Origin of the sequence: Amycolatopsis sp. NPDC004169 (genome assembly GCF_040610315.1) — a bacterium.
Classification (GTDB): Bacteria; Actinomycetota; Actinomycetes; order Mycobacteriales; family Pseudonocardiaceae; genus Amycolatopsis.
Genome location: NZ_JBEXMD010000004.1, coordinates 1 through 22,341 on the forward strand (window position 1 = coordinate 1; position 22,341 = coordinate 22,341).

Sequence of the window (22,341 nt, forward strand, 5' to 3'; positions counted from 1 at the left end):
TTCCTGCCGTGTGCTATACCTATCTACCCACCCCACCCCTGGGGGTGTGGTACGGGGTCACGGCACTCTTACCCCCAGGCCCCCGGTACCACCGGCCGTGGTGACAATCGAGCTTCGGGGTGGTGGGCACCGCGACTCGGCCGCCCCGGGGAGCCTGAGCGCGAGCGGCGATTAAGCCGTCGTGAGCTCCGGAATCCGCTCGGCCCAGCTGCCATGCGGCTCCAGGCTGACCTCGCGGACATCGTCCTCACGCCGGTCCAGCCGCACGACGAGGTAGTCCGAAGACAGCCGCTCAGCCGAACCCTCGCCCCACTCGACCACGATCGCCGAGCGTTCCAGGTCCGTGTCCAGGTCCAGGTCGTCCAGCTGCGAAAGGTCGCCACCAAGCCGGTACGCGTCCACGTGTACCAGCGGCACGCCCGCCGCACCAGCCGGGTGGACCCGGGCCAGGACGAACGTCGGCGAACTCACCCGGCCGCCGACGCCGAGGCCGTCCGCGATGCCCCGGGTCAGCGTGGTCTTGCCCGCTCCGAGCGGGCCGGCCAGCAGGACAAGGTCGCCCGCGCGCAGCGCGCGGCCGAGCTCGCGCCCGAAGTCCATCGTCTCTTCGGGCGTGGGAAACACCATGCTCAACGCTGCCACCACCAGGTTCGCCGGGACGAGGATTCGCCGTCCACTCCGGAACAGCGTTGCAAAAGGTCGATCAGGTGGCTGTTCACCAGCTCCGGCTGCTCGAGCTGGACCATGTGCCCGGCGCCGCGGACGCGCACCAGCTCGGCGTCGGGCAGCTCGGCCGCGATCCGCTCCGCGTGCGAGAACGGCGTGAACCGGTCCGAATCGCCGCCGATGACCAGCACTTCCGCGTGCTTCAGCCCGGCCAGCGCCGCGTACCGGTTGTGGCTGCCGAGCGTGTCGACGAAATTCACGAGCCCGCGCACCGGTGTCACTTCGAGCATCTCGAGCATGAAGTCGACGAGCCTCGGCGCGACGTCACGGCTGCCGAACGCCAGCCGGCGCACCGCCTGCCGGGTCAGCTGGCCGCCCGCCGCGCGGACGAACTCCACCAGCCCCGGCTGCCAGCCGGCGAGGCCGCCGGCCGCACGCGTCAGCGGGTTGTACTTCGAGAGCAGCGAACGCGGCAGGCCGCGTGCGCCCACTTCGCCCGCCGCGGTCGCGATGAAGGCAACCCCGCAGATGCGGTCTTCGAACAGCGCGGGGAACTCGGCGGCCAGCTCCATGATGACCATGCCGCCCATCGAGTGCCCCATCAGCACGATGGGCCCGTCCGGCACCACGGACCGCAGCACGCAGTCCAGGTCGCGGGCCAGCTGCTCGATGGTCGACGTCTCGGCCGAAGCCGCGCCGGACAGGCCGTGGCCGCGGTGGTCGTAGTACACCTGACGCACGCGCGGCAGCCGGAGCGACGCCAGGTCGCGGCGCTGGAAGTGCCAGCAGCGCCGCGAAAGCGCGAAGCCGTGCACCCCCACGACGGTCAGTTCCGGTTCGCCGCCGTCCTCCGGGTCGATCTCCTCGACCGAGAGCGGCGTGCCGTCCTCGGCCGCGACCGTCGAAGTGCGGTCGGTCTTCAGCTCCCCCAGCGGCTCGTCCACGTACGGATCCTCACTGTGCCGCCGCTGCTGCGCGGCGACGGCGATGGCGGCGGCGGTCCCGGTGGCCAGTGCCCCGACCCCGCCGGCGATGGCCAGCAGTCGTCGTGAAGGTGTCACGGGCGTTCCCCCAGATACCGGCGCCGGACGCGCGGCCGGTACATCGAGGTCACGATCTCGTAGTCGATGGTGCCCAGCTTGTCGGCCCATTCCCGGGCGGTCGGCTCGCCGTGCGTCCCGGCGCCGAACAGGACGACCTCGTCACCGACCGCGGGCTCGTAGTCACCGCAGTCGACCACCAGCTGGTCCATGCAGACCCGGCCGGCGACCGGCCGCCGCTGCCCACCGAGCCAGACGTCCATGCGGCCCGAAAGGGACCGCGGGACGCCGTCGGCGTACCCGGCCGGGACGAGCGCGAGGTTCGTATCCCGGGAAGCGGTCCAGGTGTGCCCGTAGGACACCGATTCGCCCGCCTCGATGCGCTTGACCAGCGCCACCGCGGACCGGAACGTCATGGCCGGACGCAGGTCTTCGGCCTGCGGCACCGGGTTCAGGCCGTACATGGCGATGCCGGGCCGGACGATGTCGAAGTGCAGGTCCGGCCGGGTGAGCAGGGCCGCGGAGTTCGCCAGGTGCCGCATCGGGTCCAGCCCGGCGGCGCGGGCGGTGTCGTAGGCCTCGGCGAAGCGTTTGGCCTGCTCGTCGGTCGCCGGGTGCTCCGGCTCGTCGGCGCACGCGAGGTGGGACCAGATCGCGACCACCTCGACCCGCGGTTCGGCGGCCGCCGCTCCGACCAGCTCGGCCCACGCGGCGGGCGGGCAGCCGTTGCGCGAGAGCCCGGTGTCGATTTTGAGGTGCACACGAGCCCGGGTACCCGGTTTCGCGGCGGCGGCGATGCGGCGAAGCTCACCCAGCGAGCTGGCAGCGAGGTCGACGTCGTTCTCGACGCCGGCCGCGAAGTCGACATCGGGGGTGTCCAGCCAGCTGAACAGCCGGGTCCTGATGCCGGCCTCGCGCAGGGCGAGGGCCTCGCCGAGCGAGCAGGTGCCCAGCCAGGACGCCCCGGCCTCGACCGCGGCGCGCGCCACCGGCAGCGCGCCGTGGCCGTAGGCGTCGGCCTTCACCACGGCCATCACCTGCGAGCCGGGCGCGCGGGCTCCCAGCAGGGTGAGGTTGTGGCGGATCGCGTCGAGGTCGATGCCGACCTGCGCGCGAGGGCTGCGCTCATGGGAAAAACTGGAGGTCATAGCGCCTTCCAGTTTCCCATGACCCGAGGTCAGGGCAGGCGCAGCCCGGACGTGGCGGAGAACACGTGCAGCTCGTCGGGGCGGATCCGCAGGTGGACCGTGTCGCCCATGGCCGGCGGCGTGCGGGGGTCCACCCGCGCCACGACGTTGGACTTAGTGCCTTCGGCGTCGGTCTCGGCCAGCTTGCCGTAGACGTAGGCGTCCGAGCCGAGCTCCTCGACCAGGTCGACCTTGATCGGCACGGAGTCGGGGCCCTCGGTGGTCACCTCGAGGGACTCCGGCCGGAAGCCGAGGGTCACCGTGTCGCCGTCGGCGGCCGCGATGACCTCGCGGGTCAGGCGGACGCTGCCGCCGCCCAGCTCGGCGCCGTCCGCGGTCAGCTTCGCGGTCACCAGGTTCATCGCCGGCGAGCCGATGAAGCCCGCGACGAAAGCGTTTGCGGGCTTGTCGTACAGCGCGCGCGGGGTGTCGCACTGCTGCAGCAGGCCGTCCGACAGCACCGCGACGCGGTCACCCATCGTCATGGCCTCGACCTGGTCGTGCGTCACGTACACGGTGGTGACGCCGAGGCGGCGCTGGAGCGCGGCGATCTGCGTACGGGTCGAGACACGCAGCTTGGCGTCGAGGTTCGACAGCGGCTCGTCCATCAGGAAGACCTGCGGCTCGCGGACGATCGCGCGGCCCATCGCGACACGCTGGCGCTGACCACCGGAGAGCGCCTTCGGCTTGCGGTCGAGGTACTGCTCGATGTCCAGCAGCTTCGCGGCCTCGAGGACCTTCTGCTTGATCTCGGACGCGGGCCGCCCGGCGATCTTCAGCGCGAAGCCCATGTTCTGCGCCACGGTCATGTGCGGGTACAGCGCGTAGTTCTGGAACACCATCGCGATGTCGCGCGAACGCGGCGGCAGCTGGGTGACGTCGCGGTCGCCGATCCAGACGGCACCGTCGTCGATGTCCTCGAGGCCGGCCAGCATGCGCAGGCTGGTCGACTTGCCACAGCCGGACGGGCCGACCAGCACGAGGAACTCGCCGTCGGCGATCTCCAGGTCCAGCGCGTCGACGGCGGGCCGCTCGGCACCCGGGTAGCGGCGGGTGGCCTTGTCGTAGGTGATGGAAGCCATCGGTCAGTCCTCTCCGAGATTCCGCCGGACCCCGTAAGCCGCTTCGCGGGCTTCGAGGTGGCGCTGCTGGATCCGGTGGCCCTCGGCGCGCTGCGCCTCGGTCGGCTCGTCCAGCTCGAGCCGGAGCTTCTGGTTCTCCTGCCAGGACGGGGGTTCCGCACTGGAAGCGAGGGCCCACGCCGCCTGCCGCGCCGCGCCGAGCGCGACGTACTCGGCGACTTCGGGCAGCTGCACGGGCACCCCGAACACCAGCGGCGCGACCGCGCGGACGGCCCGCGACTGCGCGCCCCCGCCGATCAGCAGCACGCGCTGGACGTCGAGACCGTGCGCGCGCACGGCGTCGAGGCCGGCGGCCAGGCCGCAGAGCATGCCCTCGACGGCGCTACGGGCCAGGTTCTCCGGGGTCATGTTGTCCCTGGTCAGCCCGGACAGCGAGCCGGTGGCGCCGGGCAGGTTCGGGGTGCGCTCGCCGTCGAGGTAGGGCAGGAAGGTCAGCCCGCCGGCGCCCGGCTCGGCGGTCAGGGCGAGGCGGTCGAACTCGCTGAGCGTCGCGCCGAGCATCGCGGCCGTCGCGGTGAGGACGCGGGCGGCGTTGAGGGTGCAGGCCAGCGGGAGGAAGCGGCCGGTCGCGTCCGCGAACCCGGCGACTTCGCCGCTGACGTCGGCCGCGCCGGTCTCGGCCACGCCGAACACCGTGCCGCTGGTGCCGAGGGAGACGACGGCGTCACCGGGCTGGAGCTCCAGGCCGAGCGCGGCGGCCATGTTGTCGCCGGTGCCTGCCGAGACCAGCACGCCGTCGGGGGTGTGTCCGGCGGCGTCGGCCGGGCCGAGCACGGTGGGCAGCTCCGGCGTCCGGCCGCCGAAGGCGTGGCTGAGGACGTCGAGGCGGTAGGCGTTGTCGGTCGGCGAGAAGTAGCCGGTGCCGGAGGCGTCACCGCGGTCGGTGACCGGGTCGCCGCCGGTGAGCTTCCAGGTCAGCCAGTCGTGCGGCAGCAGCACGCGCGCGACGCGGTCGGCGAGCTTCGGCTCGTGCTCGGCCAGCCAGCGCAGCTTCGTGACGGTGAAGCTGGCGACCGGCACCGAGCCGACGGACTTCGCCCAGGTCGAGGGCCCGCCGAGCTCTTCGATGAGGTCGAGCGCCGCCTGCGCGGAGCGGGTGTCGTTCCAGAGCAGCGCGGGCCGGACGACCTCGCCGTCTTCGTCGAGGGTGACCATGCCGTGCTGCTGGCCGCCGACGCCGATGGCCCGGACGCCGTCGAGGACACCGCCGGTGGCCTCCTGGAAGGCGTCCCACCACGCGGAAGGGGCGACTTCGGTGCCGTCGGGGTGCGGCGCGCGGCCGGTGCGGACGATTTCGCCGGTCTTCGCGTCACACACGACGACCTTGGTCGACTGGGTGGACGAGTCGATGCCGGCGACCAGTTCAGCTGTCATAGGGCTGCCCCTCTGCGACGTGTTCGACGATCTCGATCGCGGTACCGGCGTTCAGCGCGGCCTCGATCTCCTCGGTGGGCGTGGCTTGGCCCGTGATCAGCAGGTCGTAGTCGCCGACGTCGCCGTGGGCGTAGGTGGCGGTGCGGCCGAACTTCGAGTGGTCGACGACGAGGACACTCTGGTTCGCGACCCGCAGCGCGGCCTTCTTGAGCTCGGCGTAGTCGCGGTCGGGGTGGAACAGCCGCCCGACCGCGACGGCGGTGACCGAGACGAACGAGACGTCGGCGCGGATCGAGTCCAGCAGGTTCAGCACCTCGGGGCCGGCGCAGGAGTCGTACTCGTGGCTGTAGCGGCCGCCGGCCAGTACGACGTCGACCTGCGGGCCGAGCAGCCGGGCGGCGTGCAGCGAGTTGGTCACGACGGTGAGCGCGTCGATCTCGGCGAGCCGCTTGACCAGCGGGAGCAGCGTGGTGGAGTCGTCGACGAAGACGGTCTGGCCGGGCTGCACGTGGTTCGCGGCGGCCTGGCCGAGCGCTTCCTTCTCGCCGTGGTGGAGCGTGTCGCGGAAGCGGGCCGCGCTCTCGATGGTGAGCGCCGGGTAGGCCTCGACCTTGCCGCGCAGCTTGCGCAGGAGCCGGCGCTCGGCCAGGTCGTCGAGGTCGCGGTGCATGGTCATCAGGCTGACCTTGAAGCGGCCGGTCAGGTCGTCGATCCGGGCCTCGCCGTGCTCGATGACGTGGTCGAGGATGTCCTGCCGGCGCCGCTCGACGACGGCATCGGACGGCCGGGTCTTCCGGTCTCCGGGTACTGTGCCGCCGCTCACACGGCATTCTTACCAGATTTATCGCGCGAAGTTAACAAAGAACTCGATAAGTCTTCTCAGCACGTTAGCGAGCGGATCGCGCGGATGGCCTCCGGGATCGCGTGGACCAGGCCGGATGCCGAGGTGGGGGCGTTCTGGGCGGCGATCGCCCCGGCCAGCGAGTGCACGTTCGCCGCGGCCGCCGCGGCGAGCCAGGGGTCCAGGCCCGCCGCCAGGAGGGCGCCGACCAGACCGGACAGGACGTCACCCGAGCCGGCCGTGGCCAGCCAGGCGCCGCGTGGGGTGTTCACCGCGACCCGGCCGTCCGGGGCCGCGATCACCGTGCAGTGCCCCTTCAGCAGCACCACCGCGTCGTACTTCTTCGCCGCTTCGCGTGCCGCGGTCACGCGGTCCGGGCCCGGCTTGCGGCCCATCAGGCGCTCGTACTCGCCCGCGTGCGGGGTCAGGACCAGCGGCGTGTCCGGGTCACGGGCGTCGAGGACGTCCGGGGACTTGGCGATGATCGTCGTCGCGTCGGCGTCCGCGCAGACCGGGACGCCCTGGCCGAGCACGTACCGCAGCACGTCCCGCCCTTCCGAGCCGGTGCCGATGCCCGGGCCCACCACCCACGCCTGGACGCGCCCGGCGTCCGCGACCGTGCCGGTCGCGATGATCTCCGGCCACTGGCCGCGGACGACGTCGGCCGCGTGGCCCGCGTACCGCACCAGGCCCGAGGTCGCCCGGACCGCCGAGCCGGACGCGAGCACCGCCGCGCCCGGGTACGTCGCCGAGCCGGCCGCGATGCCCACGACGCCCTGGCTGTACTTGTCGTCCTCCGGGCCCGGCACCGGCCAGGCGGCGGCGACGTCGACGATGTCGAGGCGCTGGAGGTCGGGGTCGGCCAGCTCGAGGCCGATGTCGACGAGGACGACCTCGCCGCAGTGGGCGGGCGCGAGCGCGTGGACCGGCTTGAGCGCGCCGAACGTGACGGTTTTGGCCGCCTTCACCGCGGGGCCGTCGACCGCGCCGGTGTCCGGGTCGACGCCGCTGGGCAGGTCGACCGCGACGATCGGGGCCTCGACGCGCTCGACGAGCCGGGCCGCGTCGGGCCTCAGTGCGCCCTTGCCCGAGATGCCGATGATGCCGTCCACCACGACGTCGGCTTTGGCGATCCACTGTGGACCGTCCGCGGCGGACACTGCCCGGCCACCGGCCCGCTTGAGCGCCGCGAGTCCCTTGGCGTGGGTTTTCTCGGGCTTGAGCAGGATCGCCGTGACGGCGACACCGCGCTTGCGCAGGAAGGCCCCGGCCCACAGGGCGTCGCCGCCGTTGTCACCCGAGCCGACGAGCAGCACGACCCGGCGGCCGGAAACGCCGCCGGTGTGGTCCGCCAGGAGGTCCGCGATCTGCACCGAGAGCCCGAAGGATGCCCGGCGCATCAGTTCGCCTTCCGGCGTGACGGCGAACGCCCGCTCCTCCGCCTCGCGAATCCGTGCCGTGGTCCAGATTCCCTGCACGGCGAGGCCTCCCGCGATTACTCGACTGTGACGGACTTCGCCAGGTTACGCGGCTTGTCGACGTCGTACCCGCGGGCGCGGGCGATCTCCGCGGCCAGCACCTGCAGCGGCACGGTGGACACCAGCGGCTGCAGCAGCGTCGGCACCGCGGGGACCTCGATGAGCTCGTCGGCGAACGGCCGGACCGTCTCGTCGCCCTCTTCGGCGATCACGATCGTGCGGGCGCCGCGGGCCTGGATCTCGCTGATGTTCGACACGAGCTTCGAGTGCAGCACCGCGCGGCCCTTGGGCGACGGCATCACGACGACGACCGGCAGGCCCTCTTCGATCAGCGCGATCGGGCCGTGCTTGAGCTCGCCGGCCGCGAAGCCCTCGGCGTGCATGTACGCGAGTTCCTTGAGCTTCAGCGCGCCTTCGAGGGCGACCGGGAAGCCGACGTGGCGGCCGAGGAACAGGATCGCCTTGGAGTCGGCGATCCGGCGGCCGAGGTCCCGCACCTGCTCCACAGTGGACAGTACCTTCTGGACGGCCGCGGGCATGGCCTCCAGCTCGGCGAACTCGCGGGCGACCTCGTCCGGGTACTTCGTGCCGCGGGCCTGCGCCAGCGCCAGGCCGACCAGGTAGTTGGCCGCGATCTGGGCGAGGAACGCCTTGGTCGAGGCAACGCCGATCTCGGGCCCGGCGTGGGTGTAGAGGACGGCGTCGGACTCGCGCGGGATCTGCGCGCCGTTGGTGTTGCAGACGGCGAGGACGCGGGCCTTCTGCTCGCGCGCGTGCCGGACGGCTTCGAGCGTGTCCGCCGTCTCGCCGGACTGGCTCACCGCGACGACCAGCGTGTCGCGGTCGAGGACCGGGTCCCGGTAGCGGAACTCGGACGCCAGCTCGACCTCGACCGGCAGCCGCGTCCAGTGCTCGATGGCGTACTTGGCGACCAGGCCGGAGTGGTAGGCCGAGCCGCAGGCGACGACGAAGACCTTGTCGACGTCGCGGAGGTCCTGGTCGGAGATGCGCTGCTCGTCGAGGATGATCCGGCCGGACTCGAAGTGGCCGCGCAGCGTGTTGGCGAGCGCCTCGGGCTGCTCCTCGATCTCCTTGAGCATGAAGTACTCGTGGCCGCCCTTCTCGGCGGCGGAGAGGTCCCAGTCCACGGTGAACGGCTTGGCCTGGGCGGCGTCGCCGTGGAAGTCCAGGACCTCGTAGCCCTCGCGGGTGATGACGACGAGCTGGTCCTGGCCCAGTTCGACGGCCTCGCGGGTGTGCTCGATGAAGGCGGCGACATCGGAGGCGACGAAGTGCTCCCCGTCGCCGACCCCGACGACCAGCGGCGACGACCGGCGCGCGGCCACGATGGTGTCCGGGTGGTCGGCGTGCGTCACGACCAGGGTGAAGGCGCCTTCGAGCCGACGGCAGACGGCGGCGACGCTGGCGGTGAGGTCGCCCTTGGTGTCACCTTCGGTGTACGCGCGGGCCACCAGGTGGGCGGCGGTCTCGGTGTCGGTGTCACTGGCCATCTCGACACCATCGGCTTCGAGCTCGGCCCGGAGGGCGGCGAAGTTCTCGATGATGCCGTTGTGCACGACGGCGACGCGCTGCGAGGCATCCCGGTGCGGGTGCGAGTTGCGGTCGACGGGCGCGCCGTGGGTGGCCCAGCGGGTGTGCCCCATGCCGGCGGTGCCGCCGAAGTGCTCGCGGCCGACCTCGTCGAGCCGGGTTTCCAGGTTGGCCAGCCGGCCCGCCTTGCGCTCGACGGTCAGCGCACCGGCACCGTCGAGGACCGCGACACCGGCGGAGTCGTAGCCGCGGTACTCCATGCGCCGGAGCCCACCGAGGACGACGTCCAGAGCCGGGCGGTGCCCGACATATCCCACGATTCCACACACGCACACCAGCCTAACGAGGGACATTCAGCGGGTTGACGGGGTGGGCTTACGGCCTCCGACCTGCGGGAACGCGCCGGGGGTGGTTCGAACCAATGCGGTCCCCGGACGGACGACTCGCGTACGCAGAGCGTCGGCCTGCGTACCTGGCGGGTCGGCCGGCTCGGGCGGCCGAAACTGTCGGTGCCCGCCGGTAAAGTGGAAAACGGGGGGCGCCCCCGCGGGTGGCTGGTGGCCGCGTTCGGCGCGCCGGGGCGGCGGGCGAGCCGCGGGCGGGCTCGCACAGTAGGGTTCCCGCCATGGCCAGCAAGCCCAAGCAGCTGCTCGCGGAGTTGACGCACCCGGGTCCGCACGAGGTCCTGCGGGGCGATCTCGCCCTGGTCGGGCTGCCCGGCGTGGTCTTCACGCCGCGCGCCGGGCTCGGGCTGCCCGCCGTGGCCTTCGGGCACGGGTGGCTGCAGCCGCCCGATCGGTACCGGGGGCTCCTGAAGCACCTCGCCAGCTGGGGCATCGTCGCCGCCGCGCCGGCCACGCAGAAGGGCCCCCTGCCCTCGCACCGGCTGCTCGCCGCCGATCTGCTGACCACCCTCGACGTCGTCACCACCGTGCGGCTCGGGCCGGACGGCATCAGCGTCGACCCCGCCAAGCTCGGCCTCGCCGGCCACTCGAGCGGCGGCGGGGCCGCCGTGCTTGCCGCGGCCCAGGACGCGCAGTCCGACCACCCGCGGATCAAGGCCGTCGCCACCATCACCGCCGCCCAGACGCTGCCGCCGGCCACCGAGTCGGCGAAGGCGGTCACCGTCCCCGGCCTGCACCTCGCCGCCGAAGGGGACCTCGTCGCCCCCGCCGTCGCGCACGCCGAGGCGATCGCCGGGGCCTGGGGTGGCGACGACGTCCAGCTGCGGTTCCTCGGCAAGGCGTCCCACCTGGGCGTCACCGAGGGCAGGCACTGGTCGCAGCTGATCATGCACGGCAAGCCGCACCGCAAGACCCAGCAGCTCACGCGGGCGCTCTTCACCGCGTTCTTCCTGACCCACCTCACCGGCACCGACAAGTACCGGCCCCTGCTCGAGGCGGACGTCAAGCGCGCCCCCATCGAGCGCGAGGAAGAACCCGCCCACTGACGCGGGCGGGTTCTTCGAAGGCTCAGACCAGCCAGCTGGTGCTGGAGAAGTCGTCCTCGTCGTCGGGCTGACGCGCGTGGCGTCCCCGCCGCGGCGGCTCGGGCGCGGCCGGTGGTTCCGGTGCCGGCTCCGGACGCGGCGGGACCGCCGCCGCCGGAGTCCCGTAGCTCGGCGTCGGGTAGTTCGTGTAGCCGGTGTCCGCCTCTTCGTCGTGGACGCCGAACTCCATCAGCGACTCGCGGGACTTGTCGGCCAGCGTCTTCTCGGTGGCCCAGCCGCCCGCGCTCTGCTTGCGCTTGTTGAGCTCGTCCATGTGCTCGGCGTACTTCTGCGCGGCGGCCAGCTCCTGCCGCATGCCCTCGCTGGCCTGCTGCTTGGCTTCGGCGAGCCGGCGTTCGCGCAGCCCCCGCTGCTCGTCCTGCTCCCGCGCCGCCGCCTCCATCGTGGAAATCGCCGCCCGATACCGGTCTTCGGCGCTGGTCATCGGCCCTCCTCGGCCCTCGTCACCGGTCGTACCGGATGGAACGGTCACCCTCGTCGTCGAGCGAGCCGCTGATCCGGCCCTTCGCGCCGCTGGTTTCGAACACGCCGCCTTCGACGCGGTACTGGCTGGGCCCGCGCTGCTGGTCGCCGCCGCCACCACCGGGCGCGCCGCCCATGCCGCCCATCATCCCCATGCCGCCCATCCCGGACATCCCGCTCATGCCCGACGAGCTCGCCGCGGCCTGGTGCACACCGGGGTCGACCGGGGTCGCGCCGAGCCCACCGCCGCCGTCGGACATCGGCAGCGAGGCGTCGCTGCCCGTCTGGACACCCGGGTCGAGCGAGACCGCACCGGCGAAGTCCGGCGACCCGCTCCCGGTGACGGCCGAGCCGAAGTTGCTCGCGCCCGCCGTCGTGGTCGCGTCCGCCGAGGCACCGGCGTCGGCCGTCGCCACCGCGGGCTCGGCCGCAACGCTGCCCCCGCCGCCGAGGTCGCCCTCGAAGCCACCGGGCGCGGTGAACCCTCCGACGCCCGAGGCCCCTTCGCTGCGCGTGAAGCCGGGGTCGGGGTTGGGCGGCGCGGGGTCCTTCGTCAGCGGGGACTCGGCGTTCGCGTCGTGCCGGATCTCGGCGCCGTCGGCCACCGGCTTGACGTCGGCCTTGAGGCCGTCCGCCTTGAGGTCACCCGCCTTGGGGTCGTCCTTCTCGTCCAGCGTGTAGGTGGTCGGCTCGCCCTTGCCGTCGTCGACCGTGACGATCGTCGGGCCGTCCGGTCCCTCCGGCCGCTCCGCGGTGATCTTGAGGTTGCCGTCCTGGATGTGGATCTTGCCGTCCGGGCCCGGCTTGTACGAGCCGTCGGCCGACGGCTGGCCGTCCTTGACCGCGGGCTGGCTGCCCTGGGGGCCGAAGGACGCCTTGTCGCCGTCCTTGCCGGTGCCGTCCTTGCCCGCCTCGGCCTTGTCGTCGTCACCCCAGTCGAGGTGGTAGTCCTTCTTGTGGCCGTGGCCGTCGTCCACGGAGATGTCCTGCTTGCCCTCCTTGTCGGGCTCGGACATCGTGATCGTGTTGTCGCCCTTCTTGACCGACACCGTATCCGTGTCGTCCAAGTCCTTGATGGCTTCGCCGGTCTTCGGGTCGATCGGGTACGGCTCGCCGGTCGACGGGTCGACCTCCAGGGGCTTGCCGGTGATCGGGTTCTTGCCCTCTTCGGGCTTCGGGGGCTCCTCGGCCTTCGGGGGCTCGACCGCCGACGGCGTCGTGGCGCCGCTGCCGGTGCTGCCCGAACTCCCGGTGCTGCCGGTGCCGGTGCTGCCGGTGTTCCCCGTGTTCCCGGTATTGCCGGTGTTCCCCGTGTTGCCGGTGTTCCCGGTATTGCCCGTGTTGCCGCTGTTCTTGGCCTCGGTCAGCTGGTTGCGGTAGCCGTCCATGTACCGCGCCAGCGCGCCGAACTGCTGGTCGATGGTTTCCTTGGCGGCCTTGCAGGACCCGTCGAACGCCGTGATCAGGCTCTTGTACTCGGTCGAGAAAGCCCCGTCACGCCAGTAGCGGCAGACGTTCCGGCCGTATTCCTTGTTTTCGTCGTTGAAGCCGCAGTCGTCGTTCTGCAGGCGCTCGGCGAGGTTCGACGGGTTGCCGTTCTTCGCGTTGACGGCGTCGATCCAGCCGGCGACCTTCATGAAGTCGTCGAACTCCTCGGTGTCGCCGTTGGCGATCTTGAGGACGTCCTTGGCCATCGGGATGTCGGCCTCGGCGATCACCGGGCGGTGCAGCTGCAGGACCTCGTCGACCTTCTTCTTGACCGCGGTGTAGACCTGCGAGACGGTCTCGGGGATCAGCTTCGCCGCCCCTTCGATCTGCTGCGACAGCTCCTTGGCGTGCGGCTTGACCGTCTCGTCGTACTTGATCTCCGCGGCGGTGGCGCCCTTGCCCTTCCACTCGCCGAAGAGGGTCTGCAGCTCGGTGTCGCTCTTGGTGAGGGTGTCCTCGACGACCTTGTGCGCCTTGCTCAGGTCGTCGGCGTCGCTGAGGAACTTCTGGTACTGGATCCCGCGGTTCTCGTGGAACTTGTCCTTGAGGTCGGTCTGCGAGTTCTTCTTCTCGCTCTCGCCGCCCTTGATCTGGTTCCAGACCTCGTCGGTCCACTTCGCGAGCATGTCGACCGCGACGTTGCCCTGGTCGAGCTGTTCGTCGGAACTCTTCGCGCCGGCCCCCAGCGTCGGCGCGGCGATGCCGTCGAGGTTCTTCTTCGCCTGGTCGCGCTCGGCGGTCTGGCGCTGGTGTTCCTGGTTCTTGGCCGCCGACTCCTGCTTCGCCTCGGAGACGATTTCGTCGGTGTCGTTCGAGTCGAAGACGTCGTAACCGCCGCCGCCGTCGGAATAGTTTTCGATGTACTTCTTCGCGTACTCTTCTTCTTCGTCGTTGAAGTTGAAGGTGTTGCGGTCGTACTCCTCCATGAGCTTCGTCTTCGTGTCCATGGACACGTTCGGATCATCGAGGACCTTCTTGATCTCAGCCCATTCGGCCATCAGCGGTTACCCCCGGCCTGGTTCGCCGACGCGCCGGCGTTCGCTTCCTGCGCGGTGTACTTGGCACCGGCCGTCCCGATCCCGCTGCCCAGGTTCAGCAGGGCGTTCGACAGCCCGGTCATGCCCGCGCCGATCTCGTCCATCCCGGCCTTGTACTTGCCGAAGCTCTCCTGGTGCACTCGACCGAAGTCCGCGGCGACGATTTCGGTCGGCGCGACCTTCTTCGCTTCGCTCGCCGGGTCGTCGGCGACGTCCGCCAGGCGGATCTGCGCCCGTGTCATCGCCTCCGAACTCGCTTCGTAGCCGTCCGGCATGGTCGCTGCCCCCTTCGATCCCACAGGTCCCCAGTGTTTCCGGGACTGTGACGCGCCCGGACACCATTCGGTGCCGTCGCAGATGCACACAGAAGTCTAGCGTCCGCCCGGGCGGCTCACCTGGGCTTCCGCGAACTGCACCCGCCCGGGAGTCAGCCGCCCGCGTGCTGCGCCGCGACCGCCTCGGAGATCACCTCGGCGACGCCGCGGACGTCCACCAGCCGGTCGAGCTCGTCGATGTCGACCGAGACGCCGTAGGTCACCTCGACCCTCGACAGCAGCTGAATCCGCTGGCGGGACGTCAGGCCGAGGTCGTCGAACGGGGTCGTGTCGGTGAGCCGCTCGGGCGGGATCTGCAGCGTGAAGCAGATGATCCGGCGGATCTCGTCGACGTAGGTGCCCGGGTCAGCCATGCCGGTCATTCTCGCCCCACCAGCGTTCGCGGGCGGCGGCGCGGGACACCTTGCCGCTGGAGGTGCGCGGCACCTCGCCCGGCCGCACCAGCCACAGGGCCCGCAGCGGCAGGTCGTGGGCCGCGGAGACGGCCCGCCGCACGGCCGTCTCGACCGACTCGTCCGGGGTGAGGCACCCGGCCACCACCGCGACGCCTTCGCCGTGGCCGTCCCGCACGGCGAACGCGGCCACGCGTCGGATGCCCGGGTGCGCGGCCTCGACGGTGGCTTCGATGTCCTGCGGGTGGTGGTTGCGGCCGTCGACGATGATCAGGTCCTTGAGCCGTCCGGTGACGTAGAGCTCGCCGTCGTGGACGAAGCCGAGGTCGCCGGTGCGCAGCCAGCCGTCCGGGGCGAGCACGTCGTCCCGGCCCCAGTAACCGTCGGCGACGTTGGGCCCGGACACCTGGATCTCTTTGTCGACAATGCGGAGGCGCTGGCCGTACGGCCGCCCGACAGACACCCGCGGCTCGCCGTCGAACTCGGTGATCGTCGGCCCTTCGTCGCCCGCGCTCGTCACGAACACCGTGGCCTCGGCCAGGCCGTAGCACGGCTTCTGGGCCGCGCGCGGCAGCCCGAAGGGGGCGAAGGCCCGCTCGAACGCCTCGACGGTGGCCGCGCGGACCGGCTCGCTGCCGTTGAGGACCGCGTTCACTCGCGAGAGGTCGACGGCTTCGAGCTTCCCCGCCGCTTCGGCCGCCAGGTCGAAGGCGAAGTTCGGCGCGGCGGTGACGACCCCGGGGAGTTCGGCCAGCAGGCGGATCCAGCGCAGCGGGTCGCGCACGAACTCCATCGGCGTGAAGAAGACCGACCGCGAGCCGAGGAAGACGGGCGTGCCGATGAGCAGGACCAGGCCCATGTCGTGGAAGAACGGCACCCAGCCGGCCAGCGGCGTGCCGGCGTCGGCGTGGTAGCAGCGCGTGGTCTGCCAGCAGGCGGCCACCAGCGCGCGGTGCGAGATCACCGCGCCGGCGGGGCGGCGCGTCGAGCCGGACGTGTACTGCAGGTACGCCGGGTCGGTCATCGCCACCTTCGCGGGCGGCTCGGCGGCGTCGGGCTCGATCTCCTCGACGGCGAGGGCGGTGACCGGCGGGACCTTGTCCAGGAAGGCCTTCGAAGTCAGGCAGGCCGCCGGAGTGGCGTCGGCGAAGGCCGCGTCGATCCGGGCGCGGCCGGTGCGGCCGGACGGGACCGGCAGCGGCACCGCGACGCGCCCGGCGTAGAGCGTCCCGAGGAAGGCGGTGACGTACCCGAGGTCCTGCCGGGCGACGATCGCCACCCGGTCGCCCGGATGGGTGACACGCCGCAGCTCGCGGGCGACCCCGCGGACCCGGCCCAGCAGCTGCGGCCAGGTCAGCGTGTGGTCGGTGGGTCCGGGGAAGGTGCGGCAGGTGAACGCGGGCCGGTCGACGGCGGCGTTGCGGAGCAGGTGGTCCGTGAACGGCGTGGCCAGGACGTCTTCCGGGACGGCTGCGGGCGGCACGGCCCCATCCTGCCCTACCGTGTCGAAGCGATGGACGAGTTCGAACGGCACGGCATCGGGGTGGTCACCGGCCGCGACGCGTGCGCCCGTGCCCTGCGGTCGGCGGAGCTGACGTCGGATCCGGGTGGGGGCTCGCCCAGCGTGCTGCTGCGGGACGGCGAAGACCACACCCGCCTGCGCGCGGTGCTGCGGGAGATCATTGCCGGCCTGGAGCCGGTCCCGGCCGAGCTGCGGACGTCGATCGAGACGACGGTGGCCGGGCTGGGGACGTCGTTCGACCTGGTGCGCGGCTTCGCGCGGCCGGTGGCGGGGGCGGTGACGTCGGCGCTGCTGGGCGTTCCGCTCGACGAGGTCTTCCTGGACCACCTCGAGGCGACGACGGCGAACCTCGACGTCTTCGGCGGCGTCGACCGGGCCGGGCAGGCGTCGGCGTTCCGGCTCGCGGTCCAGCTGAGCCGGACCCCGGCCGGGCCGGGCGGCCTGACAGCGCTGCGGGAGGCGCACGCGGCCGGCCGGCTCGACGAGGACGAGCTGATGTTCACACCCGTGGTGCTGGCCCACGCGGCGTACGAGAACTCGCTGAACTTCCTGGCCGGCGCGGGGCTCGAACTCGCGACCTCGGGGCCGCGGACCGTGCGCGAGCTGGTGACGGCGATCTGCCCGGCCCGGTACGTGCTGCGCTTCGGCCCGGACGGCCCGGTGGCGATCTCCCTCGCCGACGGCCTGCCGTTCGGCCTGGGACGGCACGCTTGCCCCGGCTCGGGGGTGGCGGTGGCCGAGGGCGAGATCGCACTCGCCGCTTTGGCGAAGGTCCTTGCCGTCGGCTGCCGGGTCGGCGAAGTCCGCTGGAAGACCCACCCGGTGTTCCACGGCCCGGAGCGGGCCGTGGTCACCCTCGCGTCAGGAGACGGCTGAAACCACGCCGGCCAGGCGGTCGGCTGCCGCTTGGGCCGTGGACTGGGCCGGGGCCTCGACCATCACGCGGACCAGCTGCTCGGTGCCCGACGGGCGCAGCAACACGCGGCCCTCCTCGCCCAGCTCGGCCTCGACCGCTCCGATCGCGTCGCGGACCTCGGCGGACTGGGCGACCGCCGCCTTGTCCGCTACCGGGACGTTCACCAGGACCTGGGGCAGGCGGTTCATCACGGCCGCCAGGTCGGCGAGGGACTTGCCCGTCTCCGCCATGCGGCTCATCAGGCGCAGCGCCGTCAGCAGGCCGTCGCCGGTCGTGGCGTGGGCCGGCAGCACCACGTGGCCGGACTGCTCGCCGCCGAGGGCGAAGCCGCTCGCGCGCAGCTCCTCCAGCACGTAACGGTCGCCGACCGCGGTGGTCACCACGGTGATGTCGTGGGCCTTCATGGCCAGGTGCAGGCCGAGGTTGCTCATCACCGTCGCGACCAGAGTGTCCTTGGTCAGCTCGCCGGTCTCGGCCAGGGCCAGCGCCAGGACCGCCATGATCTGGTCGCCGTCCACCAGCTCGCCGGCGGAGTCGACGGCCACGCAGCGGTCGGCGTCGCCGTCGTGGGCGATGCCGAGGTCCGCGCCGTGCTCGACGACGGCCTTGCGCAGCTTCTCCGGGTGGTTCGAGCCGCAGTGCTCGTTGATGTTGACGCCGTCCGGGTCGGCGAACAGCGCGACGACCTCGGCACCCGCCCGGCGGTAGATCTCGGGCGCGGCGGCCGACGACGCCCCGTTCGCGCAGTCGACGACGACCTTCAGCCCGGCGAGCGGGTGCGGCGTCGCGTCGACCAGGTGGGCGGCGTAGCGGTCGAGGGCGTCCTCGACGTCGGTGACGCGGCCCACGCCGGCGCCCGTCGGGCGGACCTTGCCGTCCGCGAGGCCGGCCTCGATCTCGTCCTCGATGCCGTCGGGGAGCTTGTGCCCGCCCGCGGCGAAGAGCTTGATGCCGTTGTCGGGCATCGGGTTGTGCGACGCGGAGATCATCACGCCCAGGTCGGCCTCGAGCGCGCCGACCAGGTAGGCGACGGCCGGCGTCGGCAGCACCCCGACGCGGCGCACGTCGGCGCCGGCGGAGGTGAGGCCCGCCACGACCGCGGCTTCCAGCATCTCGCCGCTGGCGCGCGGGTCACGGCCGACGACCGCGACCGGCCGGTGCGAGCGGTCGTGCGCGGCCAGCACGCGGGCGGCGCTGGCCGCCAGCGCCAGCGCCAGCTCCGGCGTCAGCTCGGCGTTGGCCAGGCCACGGACCCCGTCGGTCCCGAACAGGCGTGCCATCGATCGACCTCCTTGTGGAATGACCACGACAACCTAGCGACCCTGACGGACCGCCTTCCCCCACCCCTTGAGTGTCGCTCCGGCCCGCGGAAACGACACAACGACCGGCAGAACCGCCGGGTCCCGAAAAACGCCGGAGCGCCCATCCGATGGACGGATGGGCGCTCCGGTGGGTTGCGCCTGAGGGCGCGATCAGCGCTTGCTGTACTGCGGGGCCTTGCGGGCCTTCTTGAGGCCGTACTTCTTCCGCTCCGTGGCGCGCGCGTCACGGGTCAGGAAGCCGGCCTTCTTGAGGGCCGGGCGGTCGTCGGCGTCGACCTCGACGAGCGCACGGGCGATCGCCAGGCGCAGCGCGCCGGCCTGACCCGAAACGCCGCCGCCCTTGAGGTTGGCGAAGATGTCGAACGAGTCCGGCTTCTCGACCGTGACCAGCGGCTCGCGGATGAGCTGCTGGTGCACCTTGTTCGGGAAGTACTCCTCGAGGGTGCGGCCGTTGAGCTTGAACTCACCGGTGCCCGGGACGACCCGCACGCGGACGACGGCTTCCTTGCGGCGGCCGACGGTCTGCGCGTTGCCGCCGGCGGCACGCGACGGACGCGGCGCGGCGGGGGTCTCGCTGGTCGCGACGGCGCCGGTCTCGGTCGCCTCGGACACTTCAGCGGCCTCGACGACCTCGGGGGTCTCGGTGCTGGTCACAGACTGTTCCTCACTCACTGCGCGACCTGCGCGATCTTGGTGATCTCGCGCGCCTGCGGCTGCTGCGCGGCGTGCGGGTGCTGCGGGCCGGCGTACACCTTCAGCTTCTTCGCCTGGGCACGGCCGAGCTTGTTCTTCGGCAGCATGCCCTTGACGACCTTCTCGACAAGGTGCTCGGGCTTGGAGTCCAGCAGCTCGCCGAACGAGCGCTTCCGCAGACCGCCCGGGTAACCGCTGTGCCGGTACGCGAACTTCTGCTCGCGCTTGTTTCCGGTGAGCGCGACCTTCTCGGCGTTGACGATGATGACGAAGTCACCGGTGTCCACGTGCGGGGCGTAGGTCGGCTTGTGCTTGCCGCGCAGCAGCGTGGCGACCTCGGTCGCCAGCCGTCCGAGCACGACATCCTCGGCGTCGATCACGTGCCAGGCACGAGTGACGTCGCCGGGCTTGGGGCTGTACGTGGGCAAGGGTCTACCTCGTCGTCAACATTGCGTGTGGGTTCTGTGCGGGCCTAGCGCTTACGCGCCGCAGCGCACAACGACATATGAAGATACCCCCACCGTCACCGCACCCGCGCATCGGGGGTGGTGGAAGCGCCCATACTAGGCTCCGAGCGGCCCTGGCGCAGCCGGGACTCTACCGGATTTTCCCGCCGAAGCGCCTGCACGCGCCGCCTCGGCGGGCGAGGATGGGGCCATCCGGGCGGCACCAGGCGAGCAGGGGACGGCATGAGCAAACGACCGACGGCGATCTTCGTCCTTGGCGCCCTGCTGGCCCTGGTCAGCGCGTGCGGCCAGGCCAAGGCCGGCACCGCGCTGCCGAAGGGCGACGACGCGGCGGACTACGTCGGCGCCAAGTTCGAGCAGGTGATCGGCAAGCTCGGCGACGCCATCACCGACACGCGCGACGTCACCAACTCGCTGGACGCCTACTTCAAGTTCGACGACAAGTGGATCCACAGCACCGTGACGTCGGCGCGCACCGGCAGCCCGGAGAGCCGCGCGGTGCGGCACCGGTCGCAGAAGAACCCGGACGAGATCATCGACACGTACACGCCGGCCGAGGGCGCGGTCGAGTACACCTACCTCGGCCCGATGTACGTGCAGAAGGGCGTCTCGCCGACGGCGTGGGTGTCGATGCCGAAGCCGGAGGGCGGGCTGGTGCTGCCGTGCGCCTGGGGCGGGGTGCTGACGCCGTGCCGGATGGCCGACTCGACCGTCGAGGCGTACAAGGCCGACAAGCGGGCCGTCCGCGGGGCGAAGAGCCTCGGCGACGGCAAGACCGCGCTGACGGTGAACGTGCCGTTCGGGATCTTCGTCGAGAACAAGGTCGAGATCCTGCCGCCGAGCATCACCGGCCAGGTCGGACCCGAGCTGAAGAAGGCCGCCGTCCCGGCCACGATCACGCTGAATCCGGACGGCAGCCTCGCCTCCTTCGTGATGGAGGCCAAGTTCGCCGGCGACGGCCACCAGCTCGAGCTCAAGTACGAGTTCCGGTTCACCGGCAAGGCGAGCCTGCAGGACATGCCGAAGCTGCCGGACGCGAGCCAGATCACGGTGCTGCCCGACCGGGCGGCGATGGACGCCTTCTACCAGCGTCTCGGCGAAGCCCAGGGCAGCTGAAGCGTGACCACGACCCGAGGTGATCTCCGATGACCCAGCCGCCCGACCCGCAGCAGCCGCAGCAGTGGTGGCAGCCGCCCGCCGCCGGGCCCGCACCGCAGCCCGGCGCGTGGCAGCCCGAGCAGCAGGCGACCGGCCCGCACGCCGGGCAGTGGCAGCAGCAGCACGACCCGGGCACCGGCTCCTACACCGGCGCGTGGCAGCAGCAGGGGCCGCCGTCGGGTTCGTTCTCCGGGCCGTGGCAGCCCGGGCAGCAGAGCGGGCCGTGGCAGCCGCCGTCCCAGCCGACGCCGGCTCCGAGCCACGGGCAGCCGCAGTACGGCGGCGGGTTCCAGCCTTCGCAGTACGGCGGTCTGGGTGCGTTCCCGGCCGAGCCGGCGAAGAAGCCGAAGTCGAAGAAGCCGCTGTTGATCGCGCTGGCCGCGGTGCTGGTGCTGGCACTCGGCGGCGGCGCGGCGTGGCTGCTGGGGGCGTTCCGCGGGGACGTGCTGGAGCAACAGTCCCTTCAGGACGGTGTGGTGAAGGTCCTGAACGAGAACTACGGCGAGCCGGACGTGAAGAACGCGCAGTGCCCGGCGAACGAGGCCGCGCAGAACGGCACGACGTTCGACTGCACGGTGACCATCGGCGGGCAGCAGAAGAAGGTGACGGTCCGGGTGCTCAACGACCGGCCCGAGTACGAGGTCGGCGCCCCGCACTGAGCCCCGGCAGCGGCTGAGCAGCCCCGGCGTGGATGGCTCGGGCTCTGCCGGGAAACCACTCCGCTTTCGCCTGTCGCCGAGCGAAACCGCCGCGGCGCAGGCGCCGGGAAGACCACCCCGCTCGCGCCTGCCACCGAACGAAACCACCGCGGCGCGGACGCGAACTCTCTCCCCCGGGCGCGAACCCATCCCGCGAGCGCCGATTCCCCCTTGGCCGGAAACAGAAAACGGCGGGCCCCGCACCGGAGTGCGGGCCCGCCGTGGTTTCCGGGGCTACCGGCTCAGAACAGGCCTTCGACGGCGCTGTCCGTCTGCTGGTAACCGTCGGCGATCTCCGGCAGCACGGCCGCGATCTGCGCGAGAACCTGCTTCAGGTCCTCGAACTTCTGGTCCCAGGTGCGCTGGGCAGCGTCGTACTGCTCCTTCGCGGAACCGGTCCAGGTGGTGACCAGCGGCTTGAGGTCGTCCTTCAGCCGGTCGAAGGCGGCCTGCAGCTCGCCACCGGTCTGCGTGCAGTCGTCCGCCGCCGCGCGGATGGTGGCGTAATCAACGACAATTCCGGCGCCATCAGGCATGGTGCGCTCCTTTGTGAGAGAAAGTGTGTGGGTGGAAGGGAAATCAGCCGAGCTTGTCGAAGCCCGCGTTCACGGCGCGCAGGATCTCCTGCTGCTGCTGCTCGGAACGCTCGTACTTCGAACCGGCTTCCTTGAGGAGCTCACCGATGCGCTGCAGGGCCTGCGCCATGCCGCGGGCGTCCTCGTCGAAGCGGTGCATCACGTTCGCGAACGCCTGCTTCGCCTCACCCTGCCAGCCGGCGCGGGTGGCCTCGATGCGGTCGCGCAGCGTCGCGAGGTTGGTGTCCATCTGCGCCCGGACCTCGGTCACCCGAGCCTCGGAATCGGTGAACTGCTGGACTGTCCCTGCAAAACCAGGCCCGCTCATACCGGCCCCCTTCTGAAGTGTGATGGTTGGCCGCAACCAAGCTTGTTCGTTCGTACGGCCCTACGACGCAGACATTGCCATGTCCGGTTCCCCCTTGTCGTGGTTTGCCCCGAAGTAGTTGCTTGCGTTAACGCCCGCCGGGGGAACCGATCGCCACGC

At 71.7% G+C, this 22,341-nt stretch carries 22 protein-coding genes; 4 read left to right on the forward strand and 18 right to left on the reverse strand.

The window, feature by feature from the left end:
- Positions 1-171: 171 nt before the first annotated feature.
- The 8 genes from tsaE to glmS are packed head-to-tail and all read right to left on the reverse strand — an operon-like array spanning position 172 to position 9,608.
- Positions 172-633: a tRNA (adenosine(37)-N6)-threonylcarbamoyltransferase complex ATPase subunit type 1 TsaE gene (gene tsaE / locus ABZX11_RS06465; protein WP_354910488.1), complete on the reverse strand. Its 462-nt coding sequence runs from the start codon at positions 631-633 to the stop codon at positions 172-174.
- Complete coding sequence (locus ABZX11_RS06470) at positions 630-1,727, reverse strand: alpha/beta hydrolase (RefSeq protein WP_354910491.1); 1,098 nt, start codon at positions 1,725-1,727, stop codon at positions 630-632. The genes tsaE and ABZX11_RS06470 overlap by 4 nt, the downstream gene beginning before the upstream one ends.
- Complete coding sequence (alr, locus tag ABZX11_RS06475) at positions 1,724-2,854, reverse strand: alanine racemase (RefSeq protein ID WP_354910493.1); 1,131 nt, start codon at positions 2,852-2,854, stop codon at positions 1,724-1,726. The genes ABZX11_RS06470 and alr overlap by 4 nt, the downstream gene beginning before the upstream one ends.
- 29 nt (positions 2,855-2,883) lie before the next feature.
- Positions 2,884-3,975, reverse strand: coding sequence for a sn-glycerol-3-phosphate ABC transporter ATP-binding protein UgpC (gene ugpC / locus ABZX11_RS06480; protein WP_176173236.1), 1,092 nt, complete (start codon positions 3,973-3,975; stop codon positions 2,884-2,886).
- A gap of 3 nt (positions 3,976-3,978) precedes the next feature.
- On the reverse strand, positions 3,979-5,409 hold the full coding sequence (gene xylB, locus ABZX11_RS06485; protein ID WP_354910496.1) for a xylulokinase: 1,431 nt from the start codon (positions 5,407-5,409) through the stop codon (positions 3,979-3,981).
- Positions 5,399-6,232 (reverse strand): DeoR/GlpR family DNA-binding transcription regulator, encoded by an 834-nt coding sequence (locus tag ABZX11_RS06490; protein ID WP_354910498.1) that lies wholly within the window; start codon positions 6,230-6,232, stop codon positions 5,399-5,401. The genes xylB and ABZX11_RS06490 overlap by 11 nt, the downstream gene beginning before the upstream one ends.
- 56 nt (positions 6,233-6,288) lie before the next feature.
- Entirely contained in the window at positions 6,289-7,728 is a 1,440-nt protein-coding gene (locus ABZX11_RS06495) for an NAD(P)H-hydrate dehydratase (RefSeq protein ID WP_354910500.1), read from the reverse strand.
- Between the two features lie 17 nt (positions 7,729-7,745).
- Entirely contained in the window at positions 7,746-9,608 is a 1,863-nt protein-coding gene (gene glmS, locus ABZX11_RS06500) for a glutamine--fructose-6-phosphate transaminase (isomerizing) (RefSeq protein ID WP_176173240.1), read from the reverse strand.
- Between the two features lie 296 nt (positions 9,609-9,904).
- Here glmS and ABZX11_RS06505 point away from each other — a divergent pair, with 296 nt between their 5' ends.
- Positions 9,905-10,729 carry an alpha/beta hydrolase gene (locus tag ABZX11_RS06505; RefSeq protein WP_176173241.1) on the forward strand — a complete coding sequence of 275 codons (825 nt, stop codon included), beginning with the start codon at positions 9,905-9,907 and terminating at the stop codon, positions 10,727-10,729.
- A 22-nt stretch (positions 10,730-10,751) separates the two neighbouring features.
- On the opposite strand, the gene ABZX11_RS06510 is transcribed toward ABZX11_RS06505, so the two are convergent.
- From ABZX11_RS06510 to ABZX11_RS06530, 5 genes are all read right to left on the reverse strand, one after another.
- Positions 10,752-11,213 (reverse strand): hypothetical protein, encoded by a 462-nt coding sequence (locus ABZX11_RS06510; protein WP_176173242.1) that lies wholly within the window; start codon positions 11,211-11,213, stop codon positions 10,752-10,754.
- A gap of 19 nt (positions 11,214-11,232) precedes the next feature.
- Complete coding sequence (locus tag ABZX11_RS06515) at positions 11,233-13,737, reverse strand: WXG100 family type VII secretion target (protein WP_354910504.1); 2,505 nt, start codon at positions 13,735-13,737, stop codon at positions 11,233-11,235.
- Positions 13,737-14,051, reverse strand: a complete 315-nt coding sequence (locus ABZX11_RS06520) for a hypothetical protein (RefSeq protein ID WP_254897002.1) — start codon at positions 14,049-14,051, stop codon at positions 13,737-13,739. The genes ABZX11_RS06515 and ABZX11_RS06520 overlap by 1 nt, the downstream gene beginning before the upstream one ends.
- A gap of 152 nt (positions 14,052-14,203) precedes the next feature.
- Entirely contained in the window at positions 14,204-14,464 is a 261-nt protein-coding gene (locus tag ABZX11_RS06525) for an acyl carrier protein (protein ID WP_176173244.1), read from the reverse strand.
- Positions 14,457-15,986 carry a fatty acyl-AMP ligase gene (locus ABZX11_RS06530; protein ID WP_354910507.1) on the reverse strand — a complete coding sequence of 510 codons (1,530 nt, stop codon included), beginning with the start codon at positions 15,984-15,986 and terminating at the stop codon, positions 14,457-14,459. Before ABZX11_RS06530 ends, ABZX11_RS06525 begins: the two co-directional genes overlap by 8 nt.
- A gap of 30 nt (positions 15,987-16,016) precedes the next feature.
- Between ABZX11_RS06530 and ABZX11_RS06535 the strand changes: the two genes are divergently transcribed.
- Positions 16,017-16,901, forward strand: a complete 885-nt coding sequence (locus tag ABZX11_RS06535) for a cytochrome P450 (RefSeq protein ID WP_354910510.1) — start codon at positions 16,017-16,019, stop codon at positions 16,899-16,901.
- Here the strand turns inward: ABZX11_RS06535 and glmM are convergent.
- The 3 genes from glmM to rplM form a co-directional block, all read right to left on the reverse strand.
- A complete protein-coding gene (gene glmM, locus ABZX11_RS06540; protein ID WP_176173247.1) occupies positions 16,887-18,221 on the reverse strand; it encodes a phosphoglucosamine mutase in 1,335 nt (444 codons plus the stop codon). The two genes, ABZX11_RS06535 and glmM, sit on opposite strands and share 15 nt — an antisense overlap.
- A 192-nt stretch (positions 18,222-18,413) precedes the next feature.
- Positions 18,414-18,875 (reverse strand): 30S ribosomal protein S9, encoded by a 462-nt coding sequence (rpsI, locus tag ABZX11_RS06545; RefSeq protein ID WP_176177967.1) that lies wholly within the window; start codon positions 18,873-18,875, stop codon positions 18,414-18,416.
- Between the two features lie 56 nt (positions 18,876-18,931).
- Positions 18,932-19,384 carry a 50S ribosomal protein L13 gene (gene rplM / locus ABZX11_RS06550; protein ID WP_176173248.1) on the reverse strand — a complete coding sequence of 151 codons (453 nt, stop codon included), beginning with the start codon at positions 19,382-19,384 and terminating at the stop codon, positions 18,932-18,934.
- 261 nt (positions 19,385-19,645) lie between these two features.
- On the opposite strand from rplM, the gene ABZX11_RS06555 reads away from it, so the two are divergent.
- Both ABZX11_RS06555 and ABZX11_RS06560 read left to right on the forward strand, forming a co-directional pair.
- The gene (locus ABZX11_RS06555) at positions 19,646-20,539 is read left to right on the forward strand and encodes a hypothetical protein (protein WP_176173249.1); all 894 of its coding nucleotides are present in this window, start codon (positions 19,646-19,648) and stop codon (positions 20,537-20,539) included.
- A gap of 29 nt (positions 20,540-20,568) precedes the next feature.
- The gene (locus tag ABZX11_RS06560) at positions 20,569-21,240 is read left to right on the forward strand and encodes a DUF4333 domain-containing protein (protein WP_176173250.1); all 672 of its coding nucleotides are present in this window, start codon (positions 20,569-20,571) and stop codon (positions 21,238-21,240) included.
- Between the two features lie 281 nt (positions 21,241-21,521).
- On the opposite strand, the gene ABZX11_RS06565 is transcribed toward ABZX11_RS06560, so the two are convergent.
- Both ABZX11_RS06565 and ABZX11_RS06570 read right to left on the reverse strand, forming a co-directional pair.
- Complete coding sequence (locus ABZX11_RS06565; protein WP_176173251.1) at positions 21,522-21,815, reverse strand: WXG100 family type VII secretion target; 294 nt, start codon at positions 21,813-21,815, stop codon at positions 21,522-21,524.
- Positions 21,816-21,858: 43 nt separating this feature from the next.
- Positions 21,859-22,182 (reverse strand): WXG100 family type VII secretion target, encoded by a 324-nt coding sequence (locus ABZX11_RS06570; RefSeq protein ID WP_176173252.1) that lies wholly within the window; start codon positions 22,180-22,182, stop codon positions 21,859-21,861.
- Between the last annotated feature and the right edge of the window lie 159 nt (positions 22,183-22,341).